This window comes from Prochlorococcus marinus str. MIT 0917 (assembly GCF_027359575.1).
GTDB lineage: Bacteria > Cyanobacteriota > Cyanobacteriia > PCC-6307 > Cyanobiaceae > Prochlorococcus_B > Prochlorococcus_B marinus_D.
The window spans coordinates 1126394-1148507 of record NZ_CP114784.1 but is presented as its reverse complement, the minus strand read 5'-3'; the positions used below and the strand labels follow the sequence as shown (position 1 = coordinate 1148507).

Sequence of the window (22114 nt, the reverse complement as noted above, 5' to 3'; positions counted from 1 at the left end):
CCTTGACGAAGGTGCCGGAAGAGCCATGCCAATGTCCTGATTGCCTCAGGTTTTACAGGGAACATGATCGTTTGATTAGAGAGTTTCCCACTTTGCGTAAACAACAAGAGATTAATTGGGCTGCGCTTCAATCTTTTAGGACTTTGTGTGGTCGGGTTTTAGAAGATTTACAAAAGAAACTAAATTCAAATTCATCCAATCCAGTTGAAGAGAATTTTCAAAAGGGAACTATTGAGAAGGAAGAAAAATCTATTACACAAGTAATCTCTGATCTGGAAAATATTAATGCTCATTTATATTCTATTGAAGCTTTAATGGAAAGAATTTTCGATGTTAAAGTTCCTGTTGAAGTTGAAGATACATTTCGAGAGATAGCTGGTGAACTTGCTCCAGACCCATTAAATATTGATCGCTTAAGGTTGAACAGATTATTGCATCAAACGCCAGACTTACCTGATAAGTAAATATTTATTTTTCACAACTTATTTCTACAGGTAATGGTTTAACTTTCCATATTGATTGACAATATTCTCTTATTGATCTGTCTGAGGAGAAAAAACCTGATCTTGCTGTATTCAATAATGCCATACGGTTCCATTTCTTACTTTTTTTCCAAGCTTTACTAACCTCATCTTGTGCACGAAGGTAATCATCAAAATCTGCCATAACAAAGAAAGGATCGTTCCCTGTCAAAATATTTATTATTGGTCTAAAGAGCTCACTATCACCGTTACTAAAATGTCCAACCTCTATTAAATTAAGAGTTTCTTGTAGTTCATTTGATTCTGTAATAAAGCTATGTGGACTATATCCTTGATCTCTTAATTCCATGATTTCTGATTCTGTCTTGCCGAACAAAAAGAAATTTTCTGCGCCAACTCTTTCTCTGATTTCTACATTGGCTCCATCAAGCGTGCCAATTGTTAATGCACCATTCATTGCGAATTTCATATTTCCAGTTCCTGAAGCTTCTTTACCAGCAGTTGAAATTTGCTCAGAGAGATCAGTAGCTGGATAAACTTGCTCACCTAGTTTCACGTTGTAATCTGGAAGAAAAACTACCCTTAGTAATCCATCCATATCAGGATCGGCATTGACTACATCTGCTATTCCATTTATGAATCTAATCATTAACTTTGCCATGAAATAACCTGGCGCTGCTTTACCACCAAAAATGATGGTTCGTGGTGCAATGTTTTTTGTTATTCCATTTTTTATTCTTAAATATTGTGCAATCACTTGCAAAGCATTTAAGTGTTGTCTTTTATATTGGTGAATTCTTTTAACTTGAACATCAAATAAACTTGAGGGATCTACTAGAACACCAGTTTGTCTATGTATGTAGCCAGCTAGTTTCCTTTTCCCAGATAACTTGGCTGATGCAAAAAGATCTAAAAAATTAGAGTCATTTTCTTTTTTTTCTAATTCTAGTAATAGGTCCATATTAGTAATCCAATTTGGACCAATCTCTTTGTCAAGAAGTTTAGATAGTTCGGGATTTGCTAAGGCTACCCATCTACGTGGAGTAACTCCATTAGTAACGTTAGTAAATTTTTCAGGCCATAGTTCTGCAAATTCAGGTAGTAATTGTCTCTTGATTAAATCTGAATGAAGGGCAGCTACTCCATTTACATGATGTGCTCCAATTGTCGCTAAATGTGCCATGCGAATAGCTTTTCCACCTTCTTCATCAATAATGGAAAGCTTTCTTAAAATCGAGTCATTACCTGGATACTTAAGTCTTACTTGCTGCAAGAATCGTCTATTTATTTCATAAATAAGCTCTAAATGTCTGGGTAATAAGTTTTTGAACAGGCTAAGGTCCCATTTCTCGAGAGCTTCGGGTAATAAAGTGTGGTTTGTATACGCTACGGACCTGTTGGTAATTTCCCAGGCTTTATCCCAATCCAATCTATGTTGATCGATTAAGAGCCTCATCAACTCAGCAACTGCAATAGCAGGATGTGTGTCATTAAGTTGAACTGTCCAATGATTTGGGAACTCCTCAACAGCTATTGATCGCTTTTCTAAACTTCTAAGCATGTCCTGCAAGGAACAACTTACGAAAAAGTGTTGTTGCTTTAAACGTAATCTTCTTCCTTCGTCAGTTCCATCATTGGGGTACAGAACTTTTGACAAAGTTTCTGATGCTACTTTTTCTTCGACAGCACCGTAGTAATCGCCAATATTGAAAGCGTAGAAATCAAAACTTTCGGTTGCATCAGCTCTCCATAATCTCAACCGATCGCAGCTGTTTACTCGATAGCCAAGAACAGGAACATCATGTGGAACACCAATAGCATGTTCGCTTGGAATCCATCGAGATCGATAATTTCCATTGTCATCTGTATAGCTCTCAGTTTGACCTCCAAAACCTACTAGGCAAGCTTCATCTGGTTGGGGTAATTCCCAGGGCCAACCACCTTTGAGCCATTTGTCAGTAACTTCTACTTGCCAGCCATCTCTTATTAATTGGTTGAAAATACCAAATTCGTACCTTATTCCGTATCCCACTGCAGGGACCTGAAGGCTTGCAAGTGATTCCATGTAGCAAGCTGCAAGTCTGCCTAATCCTCCATTCCCAAGACCAGGCTCTTCTTCTACTTCCAAAATCTCATTTAAAGATTCAATTCCAAACCTTTTAAGTGCTTCTTCTGCCTCTTTTTTGATGCCTAGATTTAGTAAATTATTATTGAGTTGAGGTCCTATGAGGAATTCAGCGGAAAGATATGCAACTGTTTTTTGAGGTCTTGCTCTTATTGTTTCTTGACTTGTTAAATATCTACTCATCAATCTATCTCTAACAGCAAAGCTCAAAGCCATATAGAGATCTCTAAGGCTTGCCGATGTAGCAAGTTTGCCAAGAGTAAAAAAGAGATGTTCAGTCATTCCATCGAAGACTGCATCAGCATCCATGCCAGCCCGAACAGGATCCGCGTAGCATCCTGGGGTCGGCAGACGCAGGTCTATTGACTGGGAGCTGCTCATAAAGGCATCAAATGTTTCTGGACGCTAGCCAATAAGTTCTTAGTAATCAGTTAGTAACTTCAGATCCACACCTTATTAATTAAGTCACCTTTGATACTTATGCCAAATATGCCCTGTGATTAGGTAATTTATGTTTTAAAGAAAAGGCTTTTCTAGAAAACCTGATGGTATTAACTCCTTTAGTCTCAGCCCTAAATACGCATGATGTTGAGGTCGCGGAAACACTTATAGGGGTCATTAATTTCTTAATGATCTTCGTTGCGGCAAGGACTTTGGCTGAAATCTTAGTTCGACTAAGTTTGCCTACAATCGTCGGTGAACTTCTTGCGGGAGTTTTAATTGGTGCCTCAGGATTACATCTTCTATTGCCTCCAAGTGCGCATGCTGAATTAAATCAAGGCTTTGTATCGCTGATAAGTTCTCTTGCTTCAATTCCTAAAGAAGCTGTTCCGGATATCTATTTTGAAACTTTTCCTTCATTACAGGCAGTAGCAACCTTAGGGCTTTATGCATTGCTATTTCTTACCGGTCTGGAGAGTGAATTAGAAGAACTTGTTGCAGTGGGAGCACAGGCCTTCACAGTCGCAATGGCAGGAGTGATTTTGCCATTCGCTTTTGGAACTTTTGGATTAATGTTTATTTTTCAAGTAGATATCATTCCTGCAATATTTGCAGGTGCATCTATGACTGCGACGAGCATAGGGATAACAGCAAGTGTTTTTGGTGAGCTTGGGTACCTAAAAACGCGTGAGGGGCAGATTGTTATTGGTGCAGCTGTACTAGATGACATTCTTGGAATTGTGATTCTTGCAGTTGTAGTTGCGCTCGCAACCGGTGGATCTCTCCAAATAGCCCCTATTGTCAAGTTGGTATTGGCTGCAACTGTTTTTGTTATCGCTGCAATAGCCTTAAGTAGAACAGCTGCTCCAGCATTTGATTGGCTGCTAGAAAGGTTAAAAGCCCCTGGCGCTGTTGTGGTTGCATCTTTCGTGATATTAGTTTTAAGTTGTTTTATTGCTACTGCAATTGGTTTAGAAGCAGCATTGGGAGCTTTCGCAGCTGGTTTGATTCTTAGTAGCTCAAAAAATAATCACGCCATACAACAATCTGTTTTGCCTTTGGTTTCATTATTCGCAACAATTTTCTTTGTATTAGTTGGTGCTGGAATGGATCTTTCAGTAATCAACCCTTTAGATCCAGAGAGTCGATCTGCCTTGGTTGTGGCAGGTTTTCTTTTCCTTGTTGCAATTGTTGGAAAAATTGCAGCTGGATGGTCATTCATTATTGATAAACCAACAAATAGATTAGTTGTTGGTTTGGGAATGATGCCTAGAGGAGAGGTTGGTTTGATTTTCCTTGGGTTGGGAACAAGTGCTGGTTTGCTTACTCCCTCTCTCGAGGCTGCAATTTTGTTAATGGTTATTGGAACGACATTTTTAGCGCCTGTTTTGCTTAGGGTTGTTCTGAAAGATAAGCCACCTTCAGGAGGGAATTCCATTCCAGATGAGATCGCAGCTGATCCAGTTGGACTAGTCTAAAAATTACTTAATTTCTAATTTTTAATAGGTGAGGAAATTTCGAAAAAAATAAATAAAATCAGTAATCTATTCTTATCAATGATTTACTAAGATCTATTCGTGTCAGTTTATTCTTAAATGGTTTCCTTAGTTCTAGAAAAAAATCTTTCTGATTGGAAATTCTTAGGTCATGCTGTTCACAGTTTGAGCATCATACCTCCATCACATAAAACGAAGACTGATGAAGAAAAAGGGCCAGCGATTCTTTTAATTCATGGCTTTGGTGCATCAACAACACATTGGAGACATAACTTACCTGTACTAGGAAAGGAGTATGAAGTTCACGCTTTGGATCTCCTTGGTTTTGGTAAAAGTTCTAAACCGGGAGGGCTTGCTTATGGAGGTCCACTTTGGAAAGATCAAATAGTTTCATACATAAAAGAAAACATCGGAAGACCAACAATACTTGTTGGCAACTCTCTTGGAGGATATGCAGCGCTTGCAAGTGGCGCTGAATTGGGTACTGAGGCAGCAGGTGTTGTTTTATTAAATGCAGCTGGTTATTTCAGTGAAGATAAAAAACCGACCAAAGGATTTTGGGCTACTGCTAGAAAAACTGTTGCTGGGATCTTTCTAAAAAATGCTTTATTGCAAAGGATAATTTTTGAAAACCTTAGACAACCTTCTACAATTAAACGTACCTTGAAACAAGTGTATATAGACACATCAAATGTTGATGATGAATTGGTAGAAGCTATTCGAAAACCATCTTTGGATGCTGGCGCTTTTAATGTCTTCAAAAGTGTTTTTGATCCCGCAGGGCCTCAGGGAAGACCCCTTGATGAATTGTTTGCTCAGTTGAAAGCACCATTGTTATTGCTCTGGGGTAATCGAGACCCTTGGATGAATGCACCTGGTAAACGAGCAACCTATAAAAAACACACCCCAAAAAATACAAAAGAAGTTGTTTTAGATGCTGGTCATTGTCCTCATGATGAAGTTCCTGATCAGGTTAATTCCGCTCTTTTAGAATGGATTGACCAGCTTTAACCAATGCCCTTCAGTTTTACGAAGAAGACAAGTCCTTATCCTCATTGGGAATATTCAAATACTGAATACGATTCATTAATAAGAATTGTCCCTGAAAGAGGAGGATTGATTAGTGAATGGCGAAGTGAAGGTAAAGACCTTTTGTATTTTGATTTAGAGCGTTTCCTAGATGAAGACAAAAGCGTCAGAGGTGGAATACCTATCCTTTTCCCTATATGCGGTGATTTATCTGAGAGTTATTTCATAGGTGGTAATAAGCATTGTTTAAAACAGCACGGTTTCGCAAGAGATTTGCCTTGGTCAATTGATTTATTAAAAGATAAATTAGGAATCAGGTTAAAGCTAGTTGATACAAAAGATTCGCGCTCTTGTTTCCCTTTCTTTTTTACCCTATTAATGGATGTTTACTTGAAAGAAAAAAGTCTTCATCTATCCGTCAAGATTTATAATCAGGGTCAAGAATCTATGCCTTTCAGTTTTGGTCTGCATCCATATTTTCAGGTTTCAAATTTGCAAAAAGTAAAGATAGATGGGTTGCCTGAAAAATGTATTGATCAGACAAATATGAAAGTTACTAATGCCTCTGACCAAATAAGAATTTTAGATAAAGGAGTTGATTTCCTGTCTTATCCTTCTAATTCGGTTAAAATTTTCGATTGTGTATCTAGACACGTAATTGAATTAATTCAGCAAGAGCCAATGGATACAAATGTAATATGGACTGATCCACCTAGGGAAATGGTTTGTCTTGAGCCTTGGACTGGCCCAAGGGATTCATTGGTGACTGGAGATAGAAAACTTGAAATTAAACCAGACGAATATATAGAATTATTTACAACTTTTAAGCATGATTCTTTTTAGTTATTTGCGTTTTTGAGTAGTATAATTTGTCACTAATTAAATTTTAATTTATAATTTTTTGTTATGACAAATATTTCAATATTTTGTTCGTTTTTGCATCTATGATCAATATATTATAGATTCATCATTCATGAATTTGTGATGAATAATGTTAGGAGCAGATGTTTCCTCTCCAGGCGTACTTAATATTGAGGACCTCAGGTCTAGAGCTAAAAATCGTCTACCGGCAATGGTTTTTAACTATATAGATAGTGGTGCAGATAGAGAACAAACACTTTCACAAAATTGCAACGCGTATAATGAAATTTTATTTAGACCGAGATGTGCAGTTTCTGTTCCATCGTGTGATCTTGGAATATCTGTTTTAGATCAGAAATTCCAACTTCCTTTTTTGTTGGGACCGGTAGGAAGTAGCAGAATGTTCTATCCCCAAGGAGAAGTAGTTGCGGCTAGAGAGGCAGGTAAAGCAGGAACTGGATATACTTTGTCTACTCTCTCAGGTTGTTTGTTAGAAGATGTTAAAGCGGCTACAAACGGGCCAGCTTGGTATCAGCTTTATTTACTAGGTGGTAAAGAAGTCGCGTTAAAAACAATTGCTAGAGCTAAAGAAGCAGGATTTTCAGCAATAGTTGTAACTATTGATACGCCCGTATCTGGTTTGAGGGAAAGAGATATGCGATCAGGAACCCAACAGCTTTTATCGATGAACCCTTTTGAAATGCTTCCTTATATTCCTCAAATATTAGTTAAACCATGCTGGATGACTCAATGGTTAAGTGATGGAGGCTTAATGAGTTTTCCAAATGTTCAACTTGATGATGGCCCTATGGGATACACGGCAATTGGTCCTGCTTTAGAACAATCAGTTGTTACTTGGGAGGATCTTCAATGGATACGGAAAGCATGGGGTGGGAAAATTATTGTTAAGGGTATACATATTGGTGATGACGCAAAAAAAGCGGCAGAGCTAGGTGCTGATGCGATTGTTATTTCTAATCATGGAGCCAGGCAACTTGATAGTGTGGCTCCCACGATCCGTGTTTTGCCCGAAATTTTAGCTGCAGTTGATGAGAAAATAGATGTGTTGCTAGATGGAGGTATTCGCAGGGGTAGTGATGTAGTAAAAGTATTATGTCTTGGTGCGAAAGGAGTTTTGATAGGTAGAGCTTATGCGTATGGACTTGCTGCTGCAGGAGGGAAAGGCGTCGCTAGAGCTATAGAAATTCTTCAAACAGATATAGTGAGAACTATGAAACTATTAGGTTGTGGGTCCGTTGCTGATTTAAATAAGTCTTATATTCAAGTTCCTGAAAGTTGGGAAAGATTCTAATAAATCATTGATTAAACAATAGATTAATTTTTTATGAAAATAATTATTTTTGATGATGATCCCACAGGATCTCAAACGGTTTATGGATGCCCATTATTATTAAATTGGGATGAAAAAACTCTTGAGAAAGCATTTACAAAATCTTCGCCTTTAATATTTATACTTGCTAATACAAGATCTTTATCTTCTGTTTTGGCTGTTAAGAGAACAAGAGAAATATGCTCATCTATTAAGAAGTTTTTTTTAAGGAAAGGATATTCCAAAGATGATTACTTTTATATTAGTAGAGGTGATTCAACTTTACGTGGTCACGGTGTTTTGGAACCTGAAATTATTGCGGAAGAATTAGGACCATTTAATGCAACATTTCATATCCCAGCTTTTTTGGAAGGTGGAAGAACAACTGAAAACGGTATTCATTATTTAAATGGAATACCAGTTCATAAGACGGATTTTGGTCGTGATAATATTTTTGGATTTTCTACTAGTGATTTAGCTAAATGGATTGAAGAAAAAAGTTTTGGAAAGATACAGGCGGATAATATCTTGCACGTTGAAATTAAACAATTAGATATGGCTTATAATAATGAAGATTGCTTTAAATCTCTTTTAAGCTTTTTGTATAAATTAGAAAATAATATTTCAGTAGTTGTGGATGCTAAATTACCGCATCACTTAGAAACACTAGTTAGGGCGATTAAAGTAGTTTCTAAAGAAAAAAGATTTCTTTTTAGAACAGCAGCAAGCTTTATAAATTCTTTATCTGAATTACCACCTAACCCTCAAGATACTGCAAATTTAGTATCTTTAAAATCGAAAAATAATCAGTTTGAATATAAGCCAGGTTTGATAATGGTTGGCTCCCATGTGAAATTAGCGACAGATCAATTAGAGGTTTTATTGAAAGATAATTCCTGTGAAGGTTTGGAAATACCAGTCTATAAATTGGCTGATATTTTTGCTTTAGAAGATTGTCAAGAGGAAATCTTAGATCTGGAGGAAATTTTATTATCGAGAATAGATGAAATTTTGTATATGAAAAAAGTACCGGTTTTATATACTACTCGAGAAGAAATGAAGTTTCATTCTGATTCTATAAGAATGAATTTTGGACTGGAACTTGCTGAGTTTATGGCAATTCTAGTTGGAAAAATAAATCGTAAGTTTGGTTATATTATTAGTAAAGGAGGTATTACAACACAAATCTTGCTTCAAAAGGGGTTGAATTTTAATCAAGTTGATTTAAAGGGCCAAATACTAACAGGATTGTCAATAGTAACAAGTAATTCTGATCAATATGATTTACCAGTAGTTACTTTCCCAGGTAATTTAGGCAATGAGAAAACACTTCTCGAAGCATTTAGATTGATGGAGTCAATTTTCTAATTGTTGAAATATACTAAACAATATTTAATTAAAATCTTTCAATAATTGATTTAGCAAAATCACTACAACTAAGAGGCGCTACGCGCGGTTCCATTAATCGTGCCAGATCGTAAGTCACTTGTTTATCTGAAATAGATTTGCTCAATCCGTTTGTAATTAATTTTGCTGCCTCACTCCAACCTAAATATTCCAGCATCATTACTCCACTAAGTATTACTGAACCTGGATTGATTCTGTCCAAGCCTGCATGTTTTGGAGCTGTTCCATGGGTGGCTTCGAAAATAGCCGCCTTATCTCCAATGTTTGCTCCTGGTGCCATCCCCAGTCCACCAACAATTGCTGCTGCCGCATCTGATATGTAATCACCATTAAGATTAAGAGTTGCAAGTATGGAATACTCTTGAGGACGAGTTTGAATTTGTTGGAAAATACTGTCTGCTATTCGGTCATCAACCATCACCATGACCTTCCATTTTCCATCTCCATGAGTACTTCCAATGCTTGAAATAACTGAGCAAACTTCATCGCAAATAGCTTTCTTTTTCTCTTCTGTTAAAGATGAATAACCTGGATCAATTAACTCAGCATTCTCCTCATAGGAGATGCGAGGATTTTTTTCTAAGTTATCTAAAATCCAACTTTCTCTCTCGGTTACGCATTCATTCCTAAATTCTGTGGTTGCTAATTCGTATCCCCAATCTCTGAAAGCTCCTTCAGTAAATTTCATGATATTTCCCTTATGAACTAAGGTCACATGTCTTTTGCTCCCCTCAAGGGTTAGTGCATGTTTAATTGCTCGCCTGATATGTCTTTGACTACCACTTTTGCTAACGGGTTTAATTCCTATTCCTGCTCCGTTAGGAATTTTCCTGTTTTTTAGCTTTTGGCTGGCTGGAATTATTGTATTATTGAGTTGATCAATCAATTTGATGCATTCGGGATCATCAGATTCCCATTCAATGCCCATATAAATATCTTCAGTATTTTCTCGATAAACAATTACATCTAAATCTTGCGGCTTTTTATGAGGGCTTGGGGTCCCTTCGTAATATTTGCATGGTCTAACGCATGAATATAAATCAAAAATCTGTCTTAGAGATACGTTTAAAGATCTAATCCCTCCACCCACAGGCGTTGTTAAAGGTCCTTTGATTGCTATACCGTAAGTTCGTATCGCCTCAAGAGTGTCGTTTGGTAAGTATTGATAAGTTCCATATAAGTCGCAAGCTTCATCACCTGCATAGATTTTGAACCATTCTATGGATCTCTTTCTTCCATAAGCTTTTTCAATAGCTTTATCGATTACTAATTGTGTAGCAGGCCAAATATCTATTCCTGTTCCATCACCTCTGATAAATGGAATAATTGGATGGTCTGGGACTACTGGGTTTCCATCAACAAAAGTAATTCTTTGGCCTTCTGATGGAGCAATGAGCTTTTCAAAATTTGCCATAATTTTTATTCAACGATTAATAGATCTAGTGTTGAGCTTATGCCTAAGTGGTAAGTTTTGATTAAATGATTTTGAACTCATGGCAGTAGCCTTGGCTAGGCAACTTCGTGAAGGGACTAAAAAGTCTCATACGATGGCTGAAAATACAGGTTTTATCAGTTGTTTTCTCAAGGGAGTAGTTGATAAGGCCTCATACAGAAATTTATTAGCTGATTTATATTTTGTTTACTCTGCGATGGAGGAAGAGATAGAAAAACTTTGTGAAAATTCTCATCCGATAATTTCTCCAATTGGATTTAAAGAGCTTTTTCGTAAGGAAAAATTGGAACAAGATCTTTCGTTCTACTTTGGTAGTGAGTGGTCTGAATTGGTAAAGCCCTCTAAGCCAGCTGTTGCATATGAAGCAAGAATTAGAGAAATTGCTAAAGATAATCCTGAACTTTTAATTGGACATCATTACAGCAGATATATAGGTGACTTGTCTGGGGGGCAGCTGTTGAAAACCATCACTAAAAAAGCCATGAATCTACCTGGTGATAAGGGACTTAGCTTTTATATTTTTGAGGAAATTAGAGATGAAAAGGAATTTAAAATCAAATATCGAAATACCTTAGATAATCTTCCGATTGATCAAAAGATAGCAGATTCAATTATTGAAGAAGCTAATAGATCTTTTAAATACAATATGGATATTTTTAATGAATTGGAAGGAAATTTAATTGCTGCTATAGGAAAAGTTTTATTTAGATTTTTTGCAAATAAAAAGCGAAAAGGTAGTACCGAGTAATGAAATTAATATTTTCTCAAGACTATTTCTTTCTTTATATTCAGTATCTATTAAGATGTATCTTAGAATAGTACAAAAGTTTTGTATTTATTCTTTTTAACTGATTTAATCACTTTAATGGAGAGCAAATTATTAACACCTCTAAGGAGATGAATGTAGATGTTTGACGATCTTTTAAGTGAGTTAACTAAAAATATTCTTGATCATGGCGGTAAGAAGTTGATTGTTCCAGATGAATTTTGTGAACGCGTTTCTACAAAAGGCAATTATAAACTGAATAGCTGGTTATGGGACGTCCCTGGATTTCGCAGGTGGAGAGTGACCAGATTGGACGCAGGAGAGCGTCTTCAAGTATTAAATTCAGTTGCTTATCCTCATGATCAAAATGATATGCCAATTATGGGTATTGATCTTTTGTGGTTTGAGAAAAAAGAAAAGCTAGTTGCTATTCTTGATTTCCAGCCTCTTGTTCAAGATAAAGAATATTTTGATAGATACTTTGATGGCTTAAAAAGCCTAAAACAATCTTTTAATGAGTTTAATTCTGATATAAAAAGTAATATATATGATCCAAGCAAGTACTTTTCTCCATGGGCTCTATTTTGCAAAGGTGGTAATTTTGAAGCGGTAAATATTTTACCAAATGTTTTTAGCTCTTTTCTTAAATATTATTGGTTAAATCTTGATTTATCTAAAGTTAATGAAAATTATATTAAATCTCAAGAGGTCAGCTTATTGCATATAGATTATAATAAATATAGCGCTGAAAAAGATCCAGCTCATGGTTTATTTTCTGGTTTTTTTGGTAAAGAATGGTCAGATAAATATATGAATGAGTTTTTATTTCCTCTAAGCCTATAAAAATCAATTATTCATTTTATTTTTAAATGCAAAGTAACCGAAATAATAGTCTTGAGCCTATTTCAATAAGTAATTGGCGTTGGGCTTCTTTCTTAGATGAAACTATTAAGAAGCTTTCTATTTTTGAACCTAGACCTTATCCAATAAATAATGATTTTCTTTTTAGAGAATCATTCTTTGGCTCAAGTTCTAATCCTAAAAAAGTTGTTTTGGAAACATGGGGTCTAAAGACAGAAAAAATACGACAGGCTAGATGCGCTTGTCTTCAAGCTGGAGAAATAACTTCTGTCATGAATTTGGTAATCTCACCTTTCAATAATTATGACTTGCCTTTTTTTGGAGCCGATTTTGTAACACTTCCAAATGGACATCTTATTGCTTTAGATCTTCAACCTGCATTAAAAGATGATACAGTTCATACTAAATATTTTTTAGGAAAGTTAAAATCTATTCATTCTAATTGGCAATCGAAAATTCCTTCAGGAGGAGATATTCCATTGGAGGCTAGACAATATTTTTCTCCAGGCTTTCTTTGGTCTAGAATTCCCATAGGAGCCGAGGGTGATCAATTAATTAGTAAGATAATTAAACCAGCTTTTGATGAGTATTTGAATTTTTTCTTGGATTTAACTGCTAATGCAAAAAGCATGTCATTAGAAAGATCTTCAAAGGTTTTAAATGGTCAGAAAAAATATATGCGATATCGAGCTGAAAAAGATCCTGCAAGAGGAATGTTAAGAGGCTTCTTTGGTGATGAATGGACTGAAAATTATATAAATAATATTCTTTTTGACTTACAATAAAGTTGATAAATAAAGAATATGGTAAAGAAAATTCTCTTTGTTTGTTTAGGCAACATTTGCCGTTCTCCTGCAGCTGAAGCCGTCTTTAAGCAAAAAATTAAAGAGAGAGATCTAGAAAAACTTTTTGTGGTCGATTCTGCAGGAACTGGTGGTTGGCATGTTGGGAATCTTGCAGATCCACGCATGCGTGAAACAGCATTATCAAGAGGTATAGAACTGACCAGTAGATCGAGAAAAATCGAAGAAAATGATTTATATGAATTTGATCATATCTTGGTTATGGATCATGATAATCTTGACGCTGTTAGATTATTAATTAAAGATCATAAGAATACTGTAAATTCTAAAATCAAACTTATTCTAAGTTACTCAAAAAACTCTCAATTAGAAGAAGTCCCTGATCCTTATTATGGCGGTCAAAATGGCTTCGATAAGGTTATAGATTTACTTGATGATGCTATGGATGGATTCATAGATAGTCTCATGGATTAGGAGTTGGCCAGACTTCTTCTGGAATCTTTGATCTGAAAATATAAATCAGTTCTTTTAATACATCTTCAATATTCATTCCATCTGTTAAAAGTTCTATTGCATCTTGAGCTTTTTTTAAAGGAGCTATTTCCCTTTCACTATCTTTTTTATCTCTTTCTTTAATTTCTTGTTCAAGATCTTCAATGCTGGAGAATTTATAACCTCTTTTCTGTAAGTCAAGTGCTCTTCTTTTTGCTCTTTCTGTGGGAGAAGCAGTAAGAAAAATTTTTACATCTGCATCTGGAAAGACAGCTGAGCCTATATCTCTTCCTTCTGCAACTAAACCTCCATCCTCCCCAAATCCCTGTTGTTGTTTTGTGAGTAAATCTCTTACATATTGTTGTTTTGCAATTTCAGAAACCATTGAAGTCACTTGTGGTGATCGTATCTTATCTGTTACGTCAATATTATTTATTAATATTTTTTGCTCAACAAAGCTTGAGTTTTGAAATTCTAATTTTGAATCTTTCAAGATATTTTTGATTGCCGATTGATCATTTGGATCAATCGAATTGCTTATTATTAACCAAGTCACCGCTCTATACATTGCGCCGGTATCTAAATAAAGAAAACCAAGTTGTTTGGCAAATTCTTTAGTTACTGTGCTTTTTCCTGCACCTGCTGGACCATCAATCGCAATTATTGGTTTTCGTTGCATAAGAAAAGTGTGATCGATTAGCCTAGTAGAACCGCATTTTACTGATGCTGCTAAAAGGCACAGGTTATTTATATTTTCTGTTTCTTTTAATGAAAATGGATCTACGACTTTAAGATATTCAATTTTTAAATTTTTTTCTTTAAGTATAGAAGCTATTTTTGTTAGATTGATTACTTTCTCTTTCTCAAATTCTGTTTTTGCTTCTTTGAGTGCACTAGGTAATGATTGAGCACTTACTCTTTCTGAATCGCTCAGATAAGAATTCCTTGAACTATAGGCAAATCCACTTTGGTCTCTTTGTGTGGCATAGGATTCAATTTTTATAGGTATGGATAGTTCTTGAAACAGCTTTCTAATAATAATCAATTGTTGCCAATCTTTTTCTCCTAGGATTAGTTTATCTGGTCTGATAATTCTGACGAGACGAATAATAACTGTTGCTACTCCATCAAAATGCCCTGCTCTCTTTATACCGCATAATTGATTATGCAATGTTTGCGGAACTTGAATTTTAAAATGTGAATTTTCTCCTCCAGGAAAAACTTCAAAATAATCTGGAGCCCAAATTGCATCTGCTCCGGCATTAAAAGCTAATTCAGCATCTTTGCTTATATTTCTGGGATATTGTTTGAAGTCTTCATCTTTTCCAAATTGCAATGGATTTACAAAAATACTTACAAGTATTATTTGGTTTCTTTTTGTTTTTCTTTCTTTTGCTCTCTCAATTAAATATTGATGGCCAGGATGAATTCCTCCCATCGTAGGAATGAAAATTATTGCTGAATTTTGTTTACTAAGCCAATCTTTTAATTCAGCATTAGTTTGGAAGATTTTTTGTACCACTATGTTGGTAAATAAATTAATTTGATCAACTTATGATTGAAATGAAATAAGTTGATTGCATACTGATCCCATATGGATTTCATATTAGGGTTCATATCTTTTAATAAGAAAGCTTTTTACTGATGGATTACAAAACTGCGGGAGTTGATGTTACTGCTGGAAGAGCCTTTGTGGAGAGAATTAAATCATGCGTTGAAAAAACTCATAAAAGTGAGGTCATCGGCGGGTTAGGAGGTTTTGGAGGATGTATAAGAATTCCAAAAGGCTATGAAAGTCCTGTCTTGGTATCCGGGACGGATGGTGTTGGTACAAAATTAGAATTGGCTCAAAAATTTGGTTGTCATTTTGGAGTTGGAATAGATCTGGTTGCAATGTGCGTTAATGATGTAATAACTAATGGCGCTCGACCCTTATTTTTTCTTGATTACATAGCAAGCGGAACTTTGACTCCTGATGCTTTGGCTGAAGTGATAGAGGGGATTGCAGCAGGCTGTGGTCAATCGGATTGTTCTCTTTTGGGAGGAGAAACTGCTGAAATGCCAGGTTTTTATCCCAGTGGAAGATATGACCTAGCAGGTTTTTGTGTGGGGATCGTTGAACATCGTCACTTAATAGACGGCACGAAAATTGATTGTGATGATCAGATTATAGGGATAAAAAGTAATGGTGTTCATAGCAATGGTTTTAGTCTTGTTCGTAAAGTCCTTTCCATTGCGAATGTGGACGAAAATACTCTTTATGGGAAAAATCAAAGGAACTTGATTAAATCTTTGCTAGAACCAACCGCAATTTATTTTCAAATTGTAGACAAATTGTTGAGAGAAAATTTATCCATTCATGGAATGACGCATATAACAGGTGGAGGTTTACCAGAGAATCTTCCTAGAATCTTCCCCTCTGGATTACTACCATATATAGATATAACTAGCTGGGAAATATCTGAAATCTTTAATTGGTTACAAAACGCAGGTGATATTCCTGAAATTGATCTTTGGAATACTTTCAATATGGGGATAGGGTTTTGTCTAATTGTTCCAAAAAATGCAGTGAATTCTGCTTTAGAAATATGTATTCAAAATGATTTTGAGGCTTGGAATATAGGACAAGTTGTCGAAAGTCAAAATAATTCAAAGCATATCGATATTTTAGGAATACCTAGGTAATGTTTTAAGCGTAGTTTTATCAAAACCTCTAGTACAGTTTTTTCACGAAATCAAATGAAGGTTAAAAAAGATTTTCTATAACGGAAAAAAAACAGTAAGATATAAGAAAACGCAAGCCGGATATTAGTTCGGGTAATGCGAAGTTAGATCTTAATTAGCTCTATGCCTTTTGAAAATCAACAGCGTCTAACGCGCAGGAGAAGTTCTGCAGGTCCAACACCTCCTAAGAGGCCTTTAGGTGGCCAAGCAGATTCGGGTATGCGACAAAATGGTGGTCCAAGACCAACTTTTTTAACTCTTAGAGATCATGGGAAAGTGTATGTAGCTGATTTACCAAACTTATCTGATGGACAACTTTCTCATATTGGTAAAGAAGCTGATGAAGTGCTTACAAGTTTGGAGAGTAGAATTAATGATCTAGAACAAGAAGCAACTAATGGGCAAAGAGACAATGACACGTTGATTAAAGCGTCGACTAAGCATGAAGTCACTCTCAGATTTATACGAGCCATTCAGGACGAACAAGAGCATAGAAAAAATAATCCTGCATTAAAAGATGCGGCATCCGAGTCTTTACCACTCACATTCCTTGAGGTGGCTAGGCATAGATTGCCAGGTGCAACTTTTGACTCGTTGTTGAGAGAAGCATTAGAAGCTTGTGCTAAAGAGGATAATGAGCCTGAAAAAGAAATAATTGAAAAAAGCACAAATTCACAGCCCATCCCACCAGCTAAAGTGATTAGTCTTCCTACTCCCTCAGATTCAATGAAGGTTATTGTCAGCCCAGATACTTGAATGTTTATTAGGGACTAGTGAAAGGGTTTTGAGGCATATTTTCTAGACATTTAGTCCTGTAAAAATCAAGACTTTCTTTTTCACTTTTAGTTAAGGACCATTTAAGTGCGGAACTTGCATCTTTAGCTTGAAATGGAGTACGAATTCCGACTATTGGTTTGGCTCCATGAGACCTTACCCAATTCAAAGCAACTTGTGCTTGAGATGCTGAATATTTTTTACCAATATTAGCTATTAATGTTCTCAATTCTATAGTTTTTGGAAGTATTCTTTGGAATAACTTTTGTCGTATGAATGTGCTAGGTCTGGGAGATTTATTTGGTGGAATTGTTAGGATTCCCAGCCCTAATGGACTATAAGCTAAATATTCAATTTCATTCTCATCACATATATTTTTGATCTCTTCATCTTTTAAAGATGGTTTGGATAGTAACGAAAGTTGAATTTGTATACTATTAATCTTAATTCCTCTTTCTTTCATTTTTTGATATAAAAAATTTAGTCTTTTTGGACCAATATTAGAGAGCCCGATTTCTTTAATTAAACCTTTTTCGTATAAATCTCCTAGGCCATATAGCAACTGCTCTTCTTGCCAAGGTGCATAACGATAAGTACTCCAATGAAGCTGTACTCTTGTCATATTCCCTTTTAATCGCTGATTGCTTTCTTGAAAAGCTTTATTTAGTCCATTGCGACCAATTCTCCATGGAAAGGGTGCTAGCTTTGTAGCAATAGTAATTTCTTTAAGCTTTCTCTTGGGTAACTCCTCCAGGAAATCGCCAATTAGCTTTTCGCTTTGCCCAAATAAAATCCCAGTGCCATATGAATCTGCACTGTCAACAAAATCTAATCCCCTATCTATTGCATCAAAAAAAGTTTTTTTAAGTAAAATATCATCTGTTTTAGCTTCGTAGCCCCAAACAAGCTTATTTCCCCAGGCCCAAGTCCCAAAACCAATCCCAATTTTCCTCTTAGTCATGATTTCATTTATGTTATTTCAACTAAAGAAAACTAATATCATTATCTTACATGAATAAATTAAATAGTTTTCAAGATTCTTTTTTTGAAAAAAAAAATAATAATGAAGAAAGTCTCAAAGACAATGGAAGTAAAGATCAAAAAGAAAAAGTTCTATGTAATCATTGTGGAAGAACTTCTAGTAATGGAATAAGATGTCTAGGTATTTGTGTCGCAGATAATGATTATTAATCTGAATTTAACACTATTCAATTACATCAATAATTCCTTCAGTTATGTATCTTGCCATTTTAGTTATATGCTTTCTTATTTCACCCTCTTTAATATTCCACTTATTAGACATTTCCTTTACTTTTTTATGTTCTTTAATGTACTCAATCATTTTATTTGCTAGGTATACAGGTAATTCTTGTTGATTTTTAGAAGATAAATTTTCCCATCCTTCTTTATCTATTATCCCGATTTCTTGGAGATCTGTTGTATTAGTAAAATTATATAATTCGGTAATTCCTATAGAGAGATAAAGAGATCCTAATTCATCCAGAAAACTTTTCGAGTTATTACCATTTTTGAATTCATTGATTTTTTCATCGAGTAAAGATATTTGTTTAGATTCACCTTCCTTAATTGAATTTAATAATTTATAAAAAGAACTGAATTCAATTTGATCAGACACTGTTCTTATTGGTTAATCTGATTAATATTAATCTATGAATAATGTTTCTATGTTAATTATTCTATTTAATTGTAATGAAAAAAAACCTTAAAAACATGGACAAAAAATGTTCAATCAAGTAGTGATAATAAGATGTAAATATTTGTCAGCCTGATTACCCACAAGATTTTCGCTAGTGGTTCTTTTAGAGGCTAACTGTAAGAATGGATATATGATCAATATTTAGATCTACTACCAAAATCAATTTATTAATTTCTGAAACTTCTTGAAACTTGCTACTCGCTACACATGGAGCATAGTGCTGGAAGGCTTCCTCAGGAAAATTAAACTAATAATAATTAAGGCGGCACCCAGATTCGAACTGGGGATAAAGGATTTGCAATCCTCTGCCTTACCACTTGGCCATGCCGCCGAAAATGAAATTTTCATTTCCAATTCAAATCGTATCAGTCAAACCGAACAAAATCTTTTGTTTCTTTGTAATGGACATGGAGAAGACACGATTGCTTGCAGGGTTATCGAAGCTCTCCATGAAATTAATCCAGATATCTCCCATGAGGTTCTCCCGATGGTTGGAGACGGAAAAGCATTTTCAAAGCTTGTAAAAAATGGCTGGCTTTCCAAGATTGGTACTTCAACATTTTTGCCAAGTGGGGGATTTAGTAATCAGAGTTTTAGTGGCTTGTTTTTAGATTTAAAAGCTGGATTGTTAGGCAGTCTTTGGAGACAATGGACTTTGATTCATGGATCAGCCAAAAATGGAAGAATTATCGTTGCAGTTGGAGATTTATTACCTCTTCTTTTTGCATGGGCTAGTGGTGCAAATTATTTTTTTATTGGCACTCCCAAAAGTGATTACACATGGGCGAGTGGGCCAAGATACGCCTTAAGTGATTGTTACCATCGCTTGAAAGGAACTGAGTGGGATCCATGGGAATTTTGGTTGATGCGATCTACTCGATGCAAGATGGTTGCAGTAAGAGATAAAATCACCGCTCGAGGTTTGAGAAATCATGGTGTAAAGGCACTGTCTCCGGGTAACCCAATGATGGATGGAATTTCTAAGAGTGAATGTCCAAATGACTTTAAAAAATATAGACGTTTGATTTTGTTATGTGGAAGTCGTTTGCCTGAGGCGTATCAGAATTTTAAAAAACTTTTAATTGCAATCCAGTTTATTCAAATTTCATCTCCCATTGCAGTATTTGTGCCTTTAAGTTCTTCTGCAATGCGAAAAAAAATAGAATTAATAATGATGGACTTAGGTTTTAAACCTACTTATCAGTCAACAGTTGAAAATGGGATTTCGGGAATATGGAAAAAAAACTCATTACTCATAATGATAGGCTTTAACCAATTTTCTTGTTGGGCTAAGTGGGGAGAAGTAGGAGTAGCTAATGCAGGCACAGCTACAGAACAGTTAGTAGGTTTAGGTATCCCATGCGTGTCCTTGCCAGGGAAAGGGCATCAATTTAATTTTAATTTTGCTAAGCGTCAAAGTCGTTTATTAGGAGGTACTGTAGCTATTGCTAAGGGTTATGAAACTCTCGCAAAACAAGTGGTCTTTTTACTGAATTCTGATTTTGATAGAGAGATTATTGGCTTAAGAGGGTCTAAAAGAATGGGTCCTGAGGGTGGAAGTCAGGCTATAGCCCTTAGTATTTCGAATCACTTGTCCAAGGGTTTATAGTGCGGTGTAATCTAGTAGAAGATTTTTTTTGAAGATTTTCTATTCAAGCTTCTGCATATGCCACTAATTGAAGATCATCATTATCTTAAAATTTGTGCTCAGTTAGCATCTTCTTTAAGTATTAGTATTTCAGCTGCTCGACGAAAAGTAGAGGTCGCGGCAGCTAAAGAAGGAAAAAAAGATTTGCAATCTAGAAAGGAAATTGCCCAAAAGATCCTTGAGCAAACTTTAAATGAGGATAAAAAACAAATTGTATCGGCCTCTGCATCTTTTGATCAATTATTAAAGGCTCTAAAAGAAGAGGAGAATTTTATGCTTGAGGATTAATAGATCTGTAGGTTGAAAAAATTAATGATCAAAAATATTGGAAAATCTTCTTCTATCAAGCTCGGACAAAACAGGTACGCATTGGAAACATTTTTTGGCTAATTCCCATCTTTCTTCACGTTTCAACATCTCTTCAAGCTTGTATTTTGCTCCTAGTAAATATCTAACGTCATTTGCTGCATAGATAAGTTGTTTTTGAGTTAAATCACCAACTTTTCCCCAGTCACTGCTTTGAGCTTGTTTATCTAATTCCACTCCAACAGTTTCCATAATTACTTCTTTCAAACCATGTCTTGGACTGTAAGTTCTTCCTATTTTACTTGCGATTTTTGTACAAAAAATTGGATTAACATAGATATTTAGATTACTTGCTAAAGCAGCAACATCAAATCTTGCAAAATGAAAGACTTTTTCAATTGTGTTTTTCTCAAGAATAGATTTTAAGTGTGGTGCTGAATGTTGATTTCGTTCTGTACGAATACAAATAACATTATCAAATTCATCACATATTTGTATTAAACATAGCCTGTCTCTACCATGTATTAATCCCATGGCTTCGGTATCAATTGCTAAAGCCATAGATGAGCTTAAAGCAATTTCAGTTTCATTATCGATGTCTTTATTAAAGATCTTGAAAGTAGATGGTTTACCAAGTTTTTTTGTCATAACAAATTTAATGGGAATTTGATTAATCAGTTATTTCTTTATGATTTAATTCTAATACCTCAAATGATGAAAAATACTTATGAAATTCATCGGTTTTATCTTTACTCATGTCTTTTGATTTTTTTTAGCTCACTTTTGTAGATATGTTTCCCAGAACAATTAAGATAAAAGAGATCGTATTTTTGAGATGCAATCTGCATTCTCCTCAACATTATTTCTAACTATCCTATTGGCGATAGGTTTGGGGTTTTTTTTGCGAGCTGCAAGTAAGGACCGTACAACAGTTGTAGATGTTCAGTCTCCTTTGCCTCCTCTTGAGGTTTTGCAAGGCGTTAGTTTGTGGTTGGAAGAACGTGGTTGGAAGAAAAATGGAGGTAATGCTGAAGAGAAATTGTTGATCTTTAATGGAAATGTTGCTTCTAGTACTTTTTTGGTGATCTTTTTATCCTGCTTAGGAGGACTGGGCTCGGCCTGTTTAGGTCTTGTGCTGATTCAGCTTTATCCCTCTTTAAGTTGGTGGCCTTTACTGCTGGCTGCAATTGGTGCACCTCTAGCTGGAATTATTTATCGTGTCAAATCCAAACGAGAGGAATCATTAGAAGTTAAGTTGTTAAGTTCAGATCTATCTGATAACAGTATTTTACGAATTAAAGCTCATCGTGATGAGCTGATAGCAATTCAGTTGGAATTATCTGAAAGTCTTGAACTCAGTAGTGAAAACTCTCTACTTTCTTCCCCTATTTAATTAGTA

General features: G+C 35.4%; 22 protein-coding genes and 1 tRNA gene. 16 read left to right on the top strand and 7 right to left on the bottom strand.

Annotated elements, in window-relative coordinates:
- Nucleotides 1–11 precede the first annotated feature (11 nt).
- Nucleotides 12–464, top strand: a complete 453-nt coding sequence (locus tag O5637_RS06690; RefSeq protein WP_269606942.1) for a hypothetical protein — start codon at nucleotides 12–14, stop codon at nucleotides 462–464.
- 4 nt (nucleotides 465–468) lie between these two features.
- Here O5637_RS06690 and O5637_RS06685 read toward each other — a convergent pair whose 3' ends face one another.
- A complete protein-coding gene (locus tag O5637_RS06685; RefSeq protein ID WP_269603617.1) occupies nucleotides 469–2988 on the bottom strand; it encodes a glycogen/starch/alpha-glucan phosphorylase in 2520 nt (839 codons plus the stop codon).
- A 164-nt stretch (nucleotides 2989–3152) separates the two neighbouring features.
- Between O5637_RS06685 and O5637_RS06680 the strand changes: the two genes are divergently transcribed.
- The 5 genes from O5637_RS06680 to O5637_RS06660 all read left to right on the top strand — a co-directional run bounded on the left by O5637_RS06680 (nucleotide 3153) and on the right by O5637_RS06660 (nucleotide 9132).
- A complete protein-coding gene (locus tag O5637_RS06680) occupies nucleotides 3153–4526 on the top strand; it encodes a cation:proton antiporter (RefSeq protein ID WP_269603616.1) in 1374 nt (457 codons plus the stop codon).
- A 117-nt stretch (nucleotides 4527–4643) separates the two neighbouring features.
- The gene (locus tag O5637_RS06675; protein WP_269603614.1) at nucleotides 4644–5555 is read left to right on the top strand and encodes an alpha/beta fold hydrolase; all 912 of its coding nucleotides are present in this window, start codon (nucleotides 4644–4646) and stop codon (nucleotides 5553–5555) included.
- A 3-nt stretch (nucleotides 5556–5558) separates the two neighbouring features.
- Entirely contained in the window at nucleotides 5559–6416 is an 858-nt protein-coding gene (locus O5637_RS06670; RefSeq protein WP_269603612.1) for a galactose mutarotase, read from the top strand.
- Between the two features lie 148 nt (nucleotides 6417–6564).
- Nucleotides 6565–7746 carry an alpha-hydroxy acid oxidase gene (locus O5637_RS06665; protein ID WP_269603610.1) on the top strand — a complete coding sequence of 394 codons (1182 nt, stop codon included), beginning with the start codon at nucleotides 6565–6567 and terminating at the stop codon, nucleotides 7744–7746.
- Nucleotides 7747–7779: 33 nt separating this feature from the next.
- Nucleotides 7780–9132: a four-carbon acid sugar kinase family protein gene (locus tag O5637_RS06660; protein ID WP_269603609.1), complete on the top strand. Its 1353-nt coding sequence runs from the start codon at nucleotides 7780–7782 to the stop codon at nucleotides 9130–9132.
- 28 nt (nucleotides 9133–9160) lie between these two features.
- On the opposite strand, the gene O5637_RS06655 is transcribed toward O5637_RS06660, so the two are convergent.
- A complete protein-coding gene (locus O5637_RS06655; protein ID WP_269603607.1) occupies nucleotides 9161–10585 on the bottom strand; it encodes an NADP-dependent isocitrate dehydrogenase in 1425 nt (474 codons plus the stop codon).
- Between the two features lie 79 nt (nucleotides 10586–10664).
- Here O5637_RS06655 and O5637_RS06650 point away from each other — a divergent pair, with 79 nt between their 5' ends.
- From O5637_RS06650 to O5637_RS06635, 4 genes are all read left to right on the top strand, one after another.
- A complete protein-coding gene (locus O5637_RS06650; protein ID WP_269603605.1) occupies nucleotides 10665–11372 on the top strand; it encodes a heme oxygenase (biliverdin-producing) in 708 nt (235 codons plus the stop codon).
- A gap of 159 nt (nucleotides 11373–11531) precedes the next feature.
- Nucleotides 11532–12233: a 15,16-dihydrobiliverdin:ferredoxin oxidoreductase gene (locus O5637_RS06645; RefSeq protein ID WP_269603603.1), complete on the top strand. Its 702-nt coding sequence runs from the start codon at nucleotides 11532–11534 to the stop codon at nucleotides 12231–12233.
- Between the two features lie 26 nt (nucleotides 12234–12259).
- Nucleotides 12260–13036, top strand: coding sequence for a phycoerythrobilin:ferredoxin oxidoreductase (locus O5637_RS06640; RefSeq protein WP_269603601.1), 777 nt, complete (start codon nucleotides 12260–12262; stop codon nucleotides 13034–13036).
- Nucleotides 13037–13054: 18 nt separating this feature from the next.
- Nucleotides 13055–13528 carry a low molecular weight protein-tyrosine-phosphatase gene (locus O5637_RS06635; protein ID WP_269603600.1) on the top strand — a complete coding sequence of 158 codons (474 nt, stop codon included), beginning with the start codon at nucleotides 13055–13057 and terminating at the stop codon, nucleotides 13526–13528.
- Here O5637_RS06635 and O5637_RS06630 read toward each other — a convergent pair.
- Complete coding sequence (locus O5637_RS06630) at nucleotides 13518–15068, bottom strand: bifunctional pantoate--beta-alanine ligase/(d)CMP kinase (RefSeq protein ID WP_269603598.1); 1551 nt, start codon at nucleotides 15066–15068, stop codon at nucleotides 13518–13520. The genes O5637_RS06635 and O5637_RS06630 overlap by 11 nt on opposite strands.
- 122 nt (nucleotides 15069–15190) lie before the next feature.
- Between O5637_RS06630 and purM the strand changes: the two genes are divergently transcribed.
- Nucleotides 15191–16231 (top strand): phosphoribosylformylglycinamidine cyclo-ligase, encoded by a 1041-nt coding sequence (purM, locus tag O5637_RS06625; RefSeq protein WP_269603596.1) that lies wholly within the window; start codon nucleotides 15191–15193, stop codon nucleotides 16229–16231.
- Between the two features lie 162 nt (nucleotides 16232–16393).
- Nucleotides 16394–17026 carry a histidine phosphotransferase gene (locus tag O5637_RS06620; RefSeq protein ID WP_269603594.1) on the top strand — a complete coding sequence of 211 codons (633 nt, stop codon included), beginning with the start codon at nucleotides 16394–16396 and terminating at the stop codon, nucleotides 17024–17026.
- A 7-nt stretch (nucleotides 17027–17033) separates the two neighbouring features.
- Here O5637_RS06620 and O5637_RS06615 read toward each other — a convergent pair whose 3' ends face one another.
- The gene (locus tag O5637_RS06615) at nucleotides 17034–18005 is read right to left on the bottom strand and encodes an aldo/keto reductase (protein WP_269603592.1); all 972 of its coding nucleotides are present in this window, start codon (nucleotides 18003–18005) and stop codon (nucleotides 17034–17036) included.
- Nucleotides 18006–18055: 50 nt separating this feature from the next.
- Here O5637_RS06615 and O5637_RS06610 point away from each other — a divergent pair, with 50 nt between their 5' ends.
- On the top strand, nucleotides 18056–18235 hold the full coding sequence (locus tag O5637_RS06610) for a hypothetical protein (RefSeq protein WP_269603590.1): 180 nt from the start codon (nucleotides 18056–18058) through the stop codon (nucleotides 18233–18235).
- A 13-nt stretch (nucleotides 18236–18248) separates the two neighbouring features.
- On the opposite strand, the gene O5637_RS06605 is transcribed toward O5637_RS06610, so the two are convergent.
- Nucleotides 18249–18680, bottom strand: coding sequence for a hypothetical protein (locus tag O5637_RS06605; RefSeq protein ID WP_269603588.1), 432 nt, complete (start codon nucleotides 18678–18680; stop codon nucleotides 18249–18251).
- A 341-nt stretch (nucleotides 18681–19021) separates the two neighbouring features.
- Nucleotides 19022–19092 (bottom strand) — tRNA-Cys (locus O5637_RS06600).
- A gap of 57 nt (nucleotides 19093–19149) precedes the next feature.
- Here O5637_RS06600 and O5637_RS06595 point away from each other — a divergent pair.
- Both O5637_RS06595 and O5637_RS06590 read left to right on the top strand, forming a co-directional pair.
- The gene (locus tag O5637_RS06595; protein WP_269603586.1) at nucleotides 19150–20370 is read left to right on the top strand and encodes a lipid-A-disaccharide synthase-related protein; all 1221 of its coding nucleotides are present in this window, start codon (nucleotides 19150–19152) and stop codon (nucleotides 20368–20370) included.
- A gap of 57 nt (nucleotides 20371–20427) precedes the next feature.
- Nucleotides 20428–20697, top strand: a complete 270-nt coding sequence (locus O5637_RS06590; RefSeq protein ID WP_269603585.1) for a hypothetical protein — start codon at nucleotides 20428–20430, stop codon at nucleotides 20695–20697.
- Between the two features lie 21 nt (nucleotides 20698–20718).
- Here O5637_RS06590 and O5637_RS06585 read toward each other — a convergent pair whose 3' ends face one another.
- The gene (locus O5637_RS06585) at nucleotides 20719–21363 is read right to left on the bottom strand and encodes a ribonuclease D (RefSeq protein WP_269603583.1); all 645 of its coding nucleotides are present in this window, start codon (nucleotides 21361–21363) and stop codon (nucleotides 20719–20721) included.
- Nucleotides 21364–21550: 187 nt separating this feature from the next.
- Here O5637_RS06585 and O5637_RS06580 point away from each other — a divergent pair, with 187 nt between their 5' ends.
- Nucleotides 21551–22108, top strand: coding sequence for a cofactor assembly of complex C subunit B (locus O5637_RS06580; RefSeq protein WP_269603581.1), 558 nt, complete (start codon nucleotides 21551–21553; stop codon nucleotides 22106–22108).
- Nucleotides 22109–22114: the final 6 nt, after the last annotated feature.

Excerpts from the sequence above, each read along its gene's own strand:
- O5637_RS06685 (WP_269603617.1), bottom strand. The coding sequence starts at position 2,988 with ATGAGCAGCTCCCAGTCAATAGACCTGCGTCTGCCGACCCCAGGATGC.
- O5637_RS06680 (WP_269603616.1), top strand. The coding sequence starts at position 3,153 with ATGGTATTAACTCCTTTAGTCTCAGCCCTAAATACGCATGATGTTGAG.
- O5637_RS06675 (WP_269603614.1), top strand. The coding sequence starts at position 4,644 with ATGGTTTCCTTAGTTCTAGAAAAAAATCTTTCTGATTGGAAATTCTTA.
- O5637_RS06670 (WP_269603612.1), top strand. The coding sequence starts at position 5,559 with ATGCCCTTCAGTTTTACGAAGAAGACAAGTCCTTATCCTCATTGGGAA.
- O5637_RS06665 (WP_269603610.1), top strand. The coding sequence starts at position 6,565 with ATGTTAGGAGCAGATGTTTCCTCTCCAGGCGTACTTAATATTGAGGAC.
- O5637_RS06660 (WP_269603609.1), top strand. The coding sequence starts at position 7,780 with ATGAAAATAATTATTTTTGATGATGATCCCACAGGATCTCAAACGGTT.
- O5637_RS06655 (WP_269603607.1), bottom strand. The coding sequence starts at position 10,585 with ATGGCAAATTTTGAAAAGCTCATTGCTCCATCAGAAGGCCAAAGAATT.
- O5637_RS06650 (WP_269603605.1), top strand. The coding sequence starts at position 10,665 with ATGGCAGTAGCCTTGGCTAGGCAACTTCGTGAAGGGACTAAAAAGTCT.
- O5637_RS06645 (WP_269603603.1), top strand. The coding sequence starts at position 11,532 with ATGTTTGACGATCTTTTAAGTGAGTTAACTAAAAATATTCTTGATCAT.
- O5637_RS06640 (WP_269603601.1), top strand. The coding sequence starts at position 12,260 with ATGCAAAGTAACCGAAATAATAGTCTTGAGCCTATTTCAATAAGTAAT.
- O5637_RS06635 (WP_269603600.1), top strand. The coding sequence starts at position 13,055 with ATGGTAAAGAAAATTCTCTTTGTTTGTTTAGGCAACATTTGCCGTTCT.
- purM (WP_269603596.1), top strand. The coding sequence starts at position 15,191 with ATGGATTACAAAACTGCGGGAGTTGATGTTACTGCTGGAAGAGCCTTT.
- O5637_RS06620 (WP_269603594.1), top strand. The coding sequence starts at position 16,394 with ATGCCTTTTGAAAATCAACAGCGTCTAACGCGCAGGAGAAGTTCTGCA.
- O5637_RS06615 (WP_269603592.1), bottom strand. The coding sequence starts at position 18,005 with ATGACTAAGAGGAAAATTGGGATTGGTTTTGGGACTTGGGCCTGGGGA.
- O5637_RS06610 (WP_269603590.1), top strand. The coding sequence starts at position 18,056 with ATGAATAAATTAAATAGTTTTCAAGATTCTTTTTTTGAAAAAAAAAAT.
- O5637_RS06590 (WP_269603585.1), top strand. The coding sequence starts at position 20,428 with ATGCCACTAATTGAAGATCATCATTATCTTAAAATTTGTGCTCAGTTA.
- O5637_RS06585 (WP_269603583.1), bottom strand. The coding sequence starts at position 21,363 with ATGACAAAAAAACTTGGTAAACCATCTACTTTCAAGATCTTTAATAAA.
- O5637_RS06580 (WP_269603581.1), top strand. The coding sequence starts at position 21,551 with ATGCAATCTGCATTCTCCTCAACATTATTTCTAACTATCCTATTGGCG.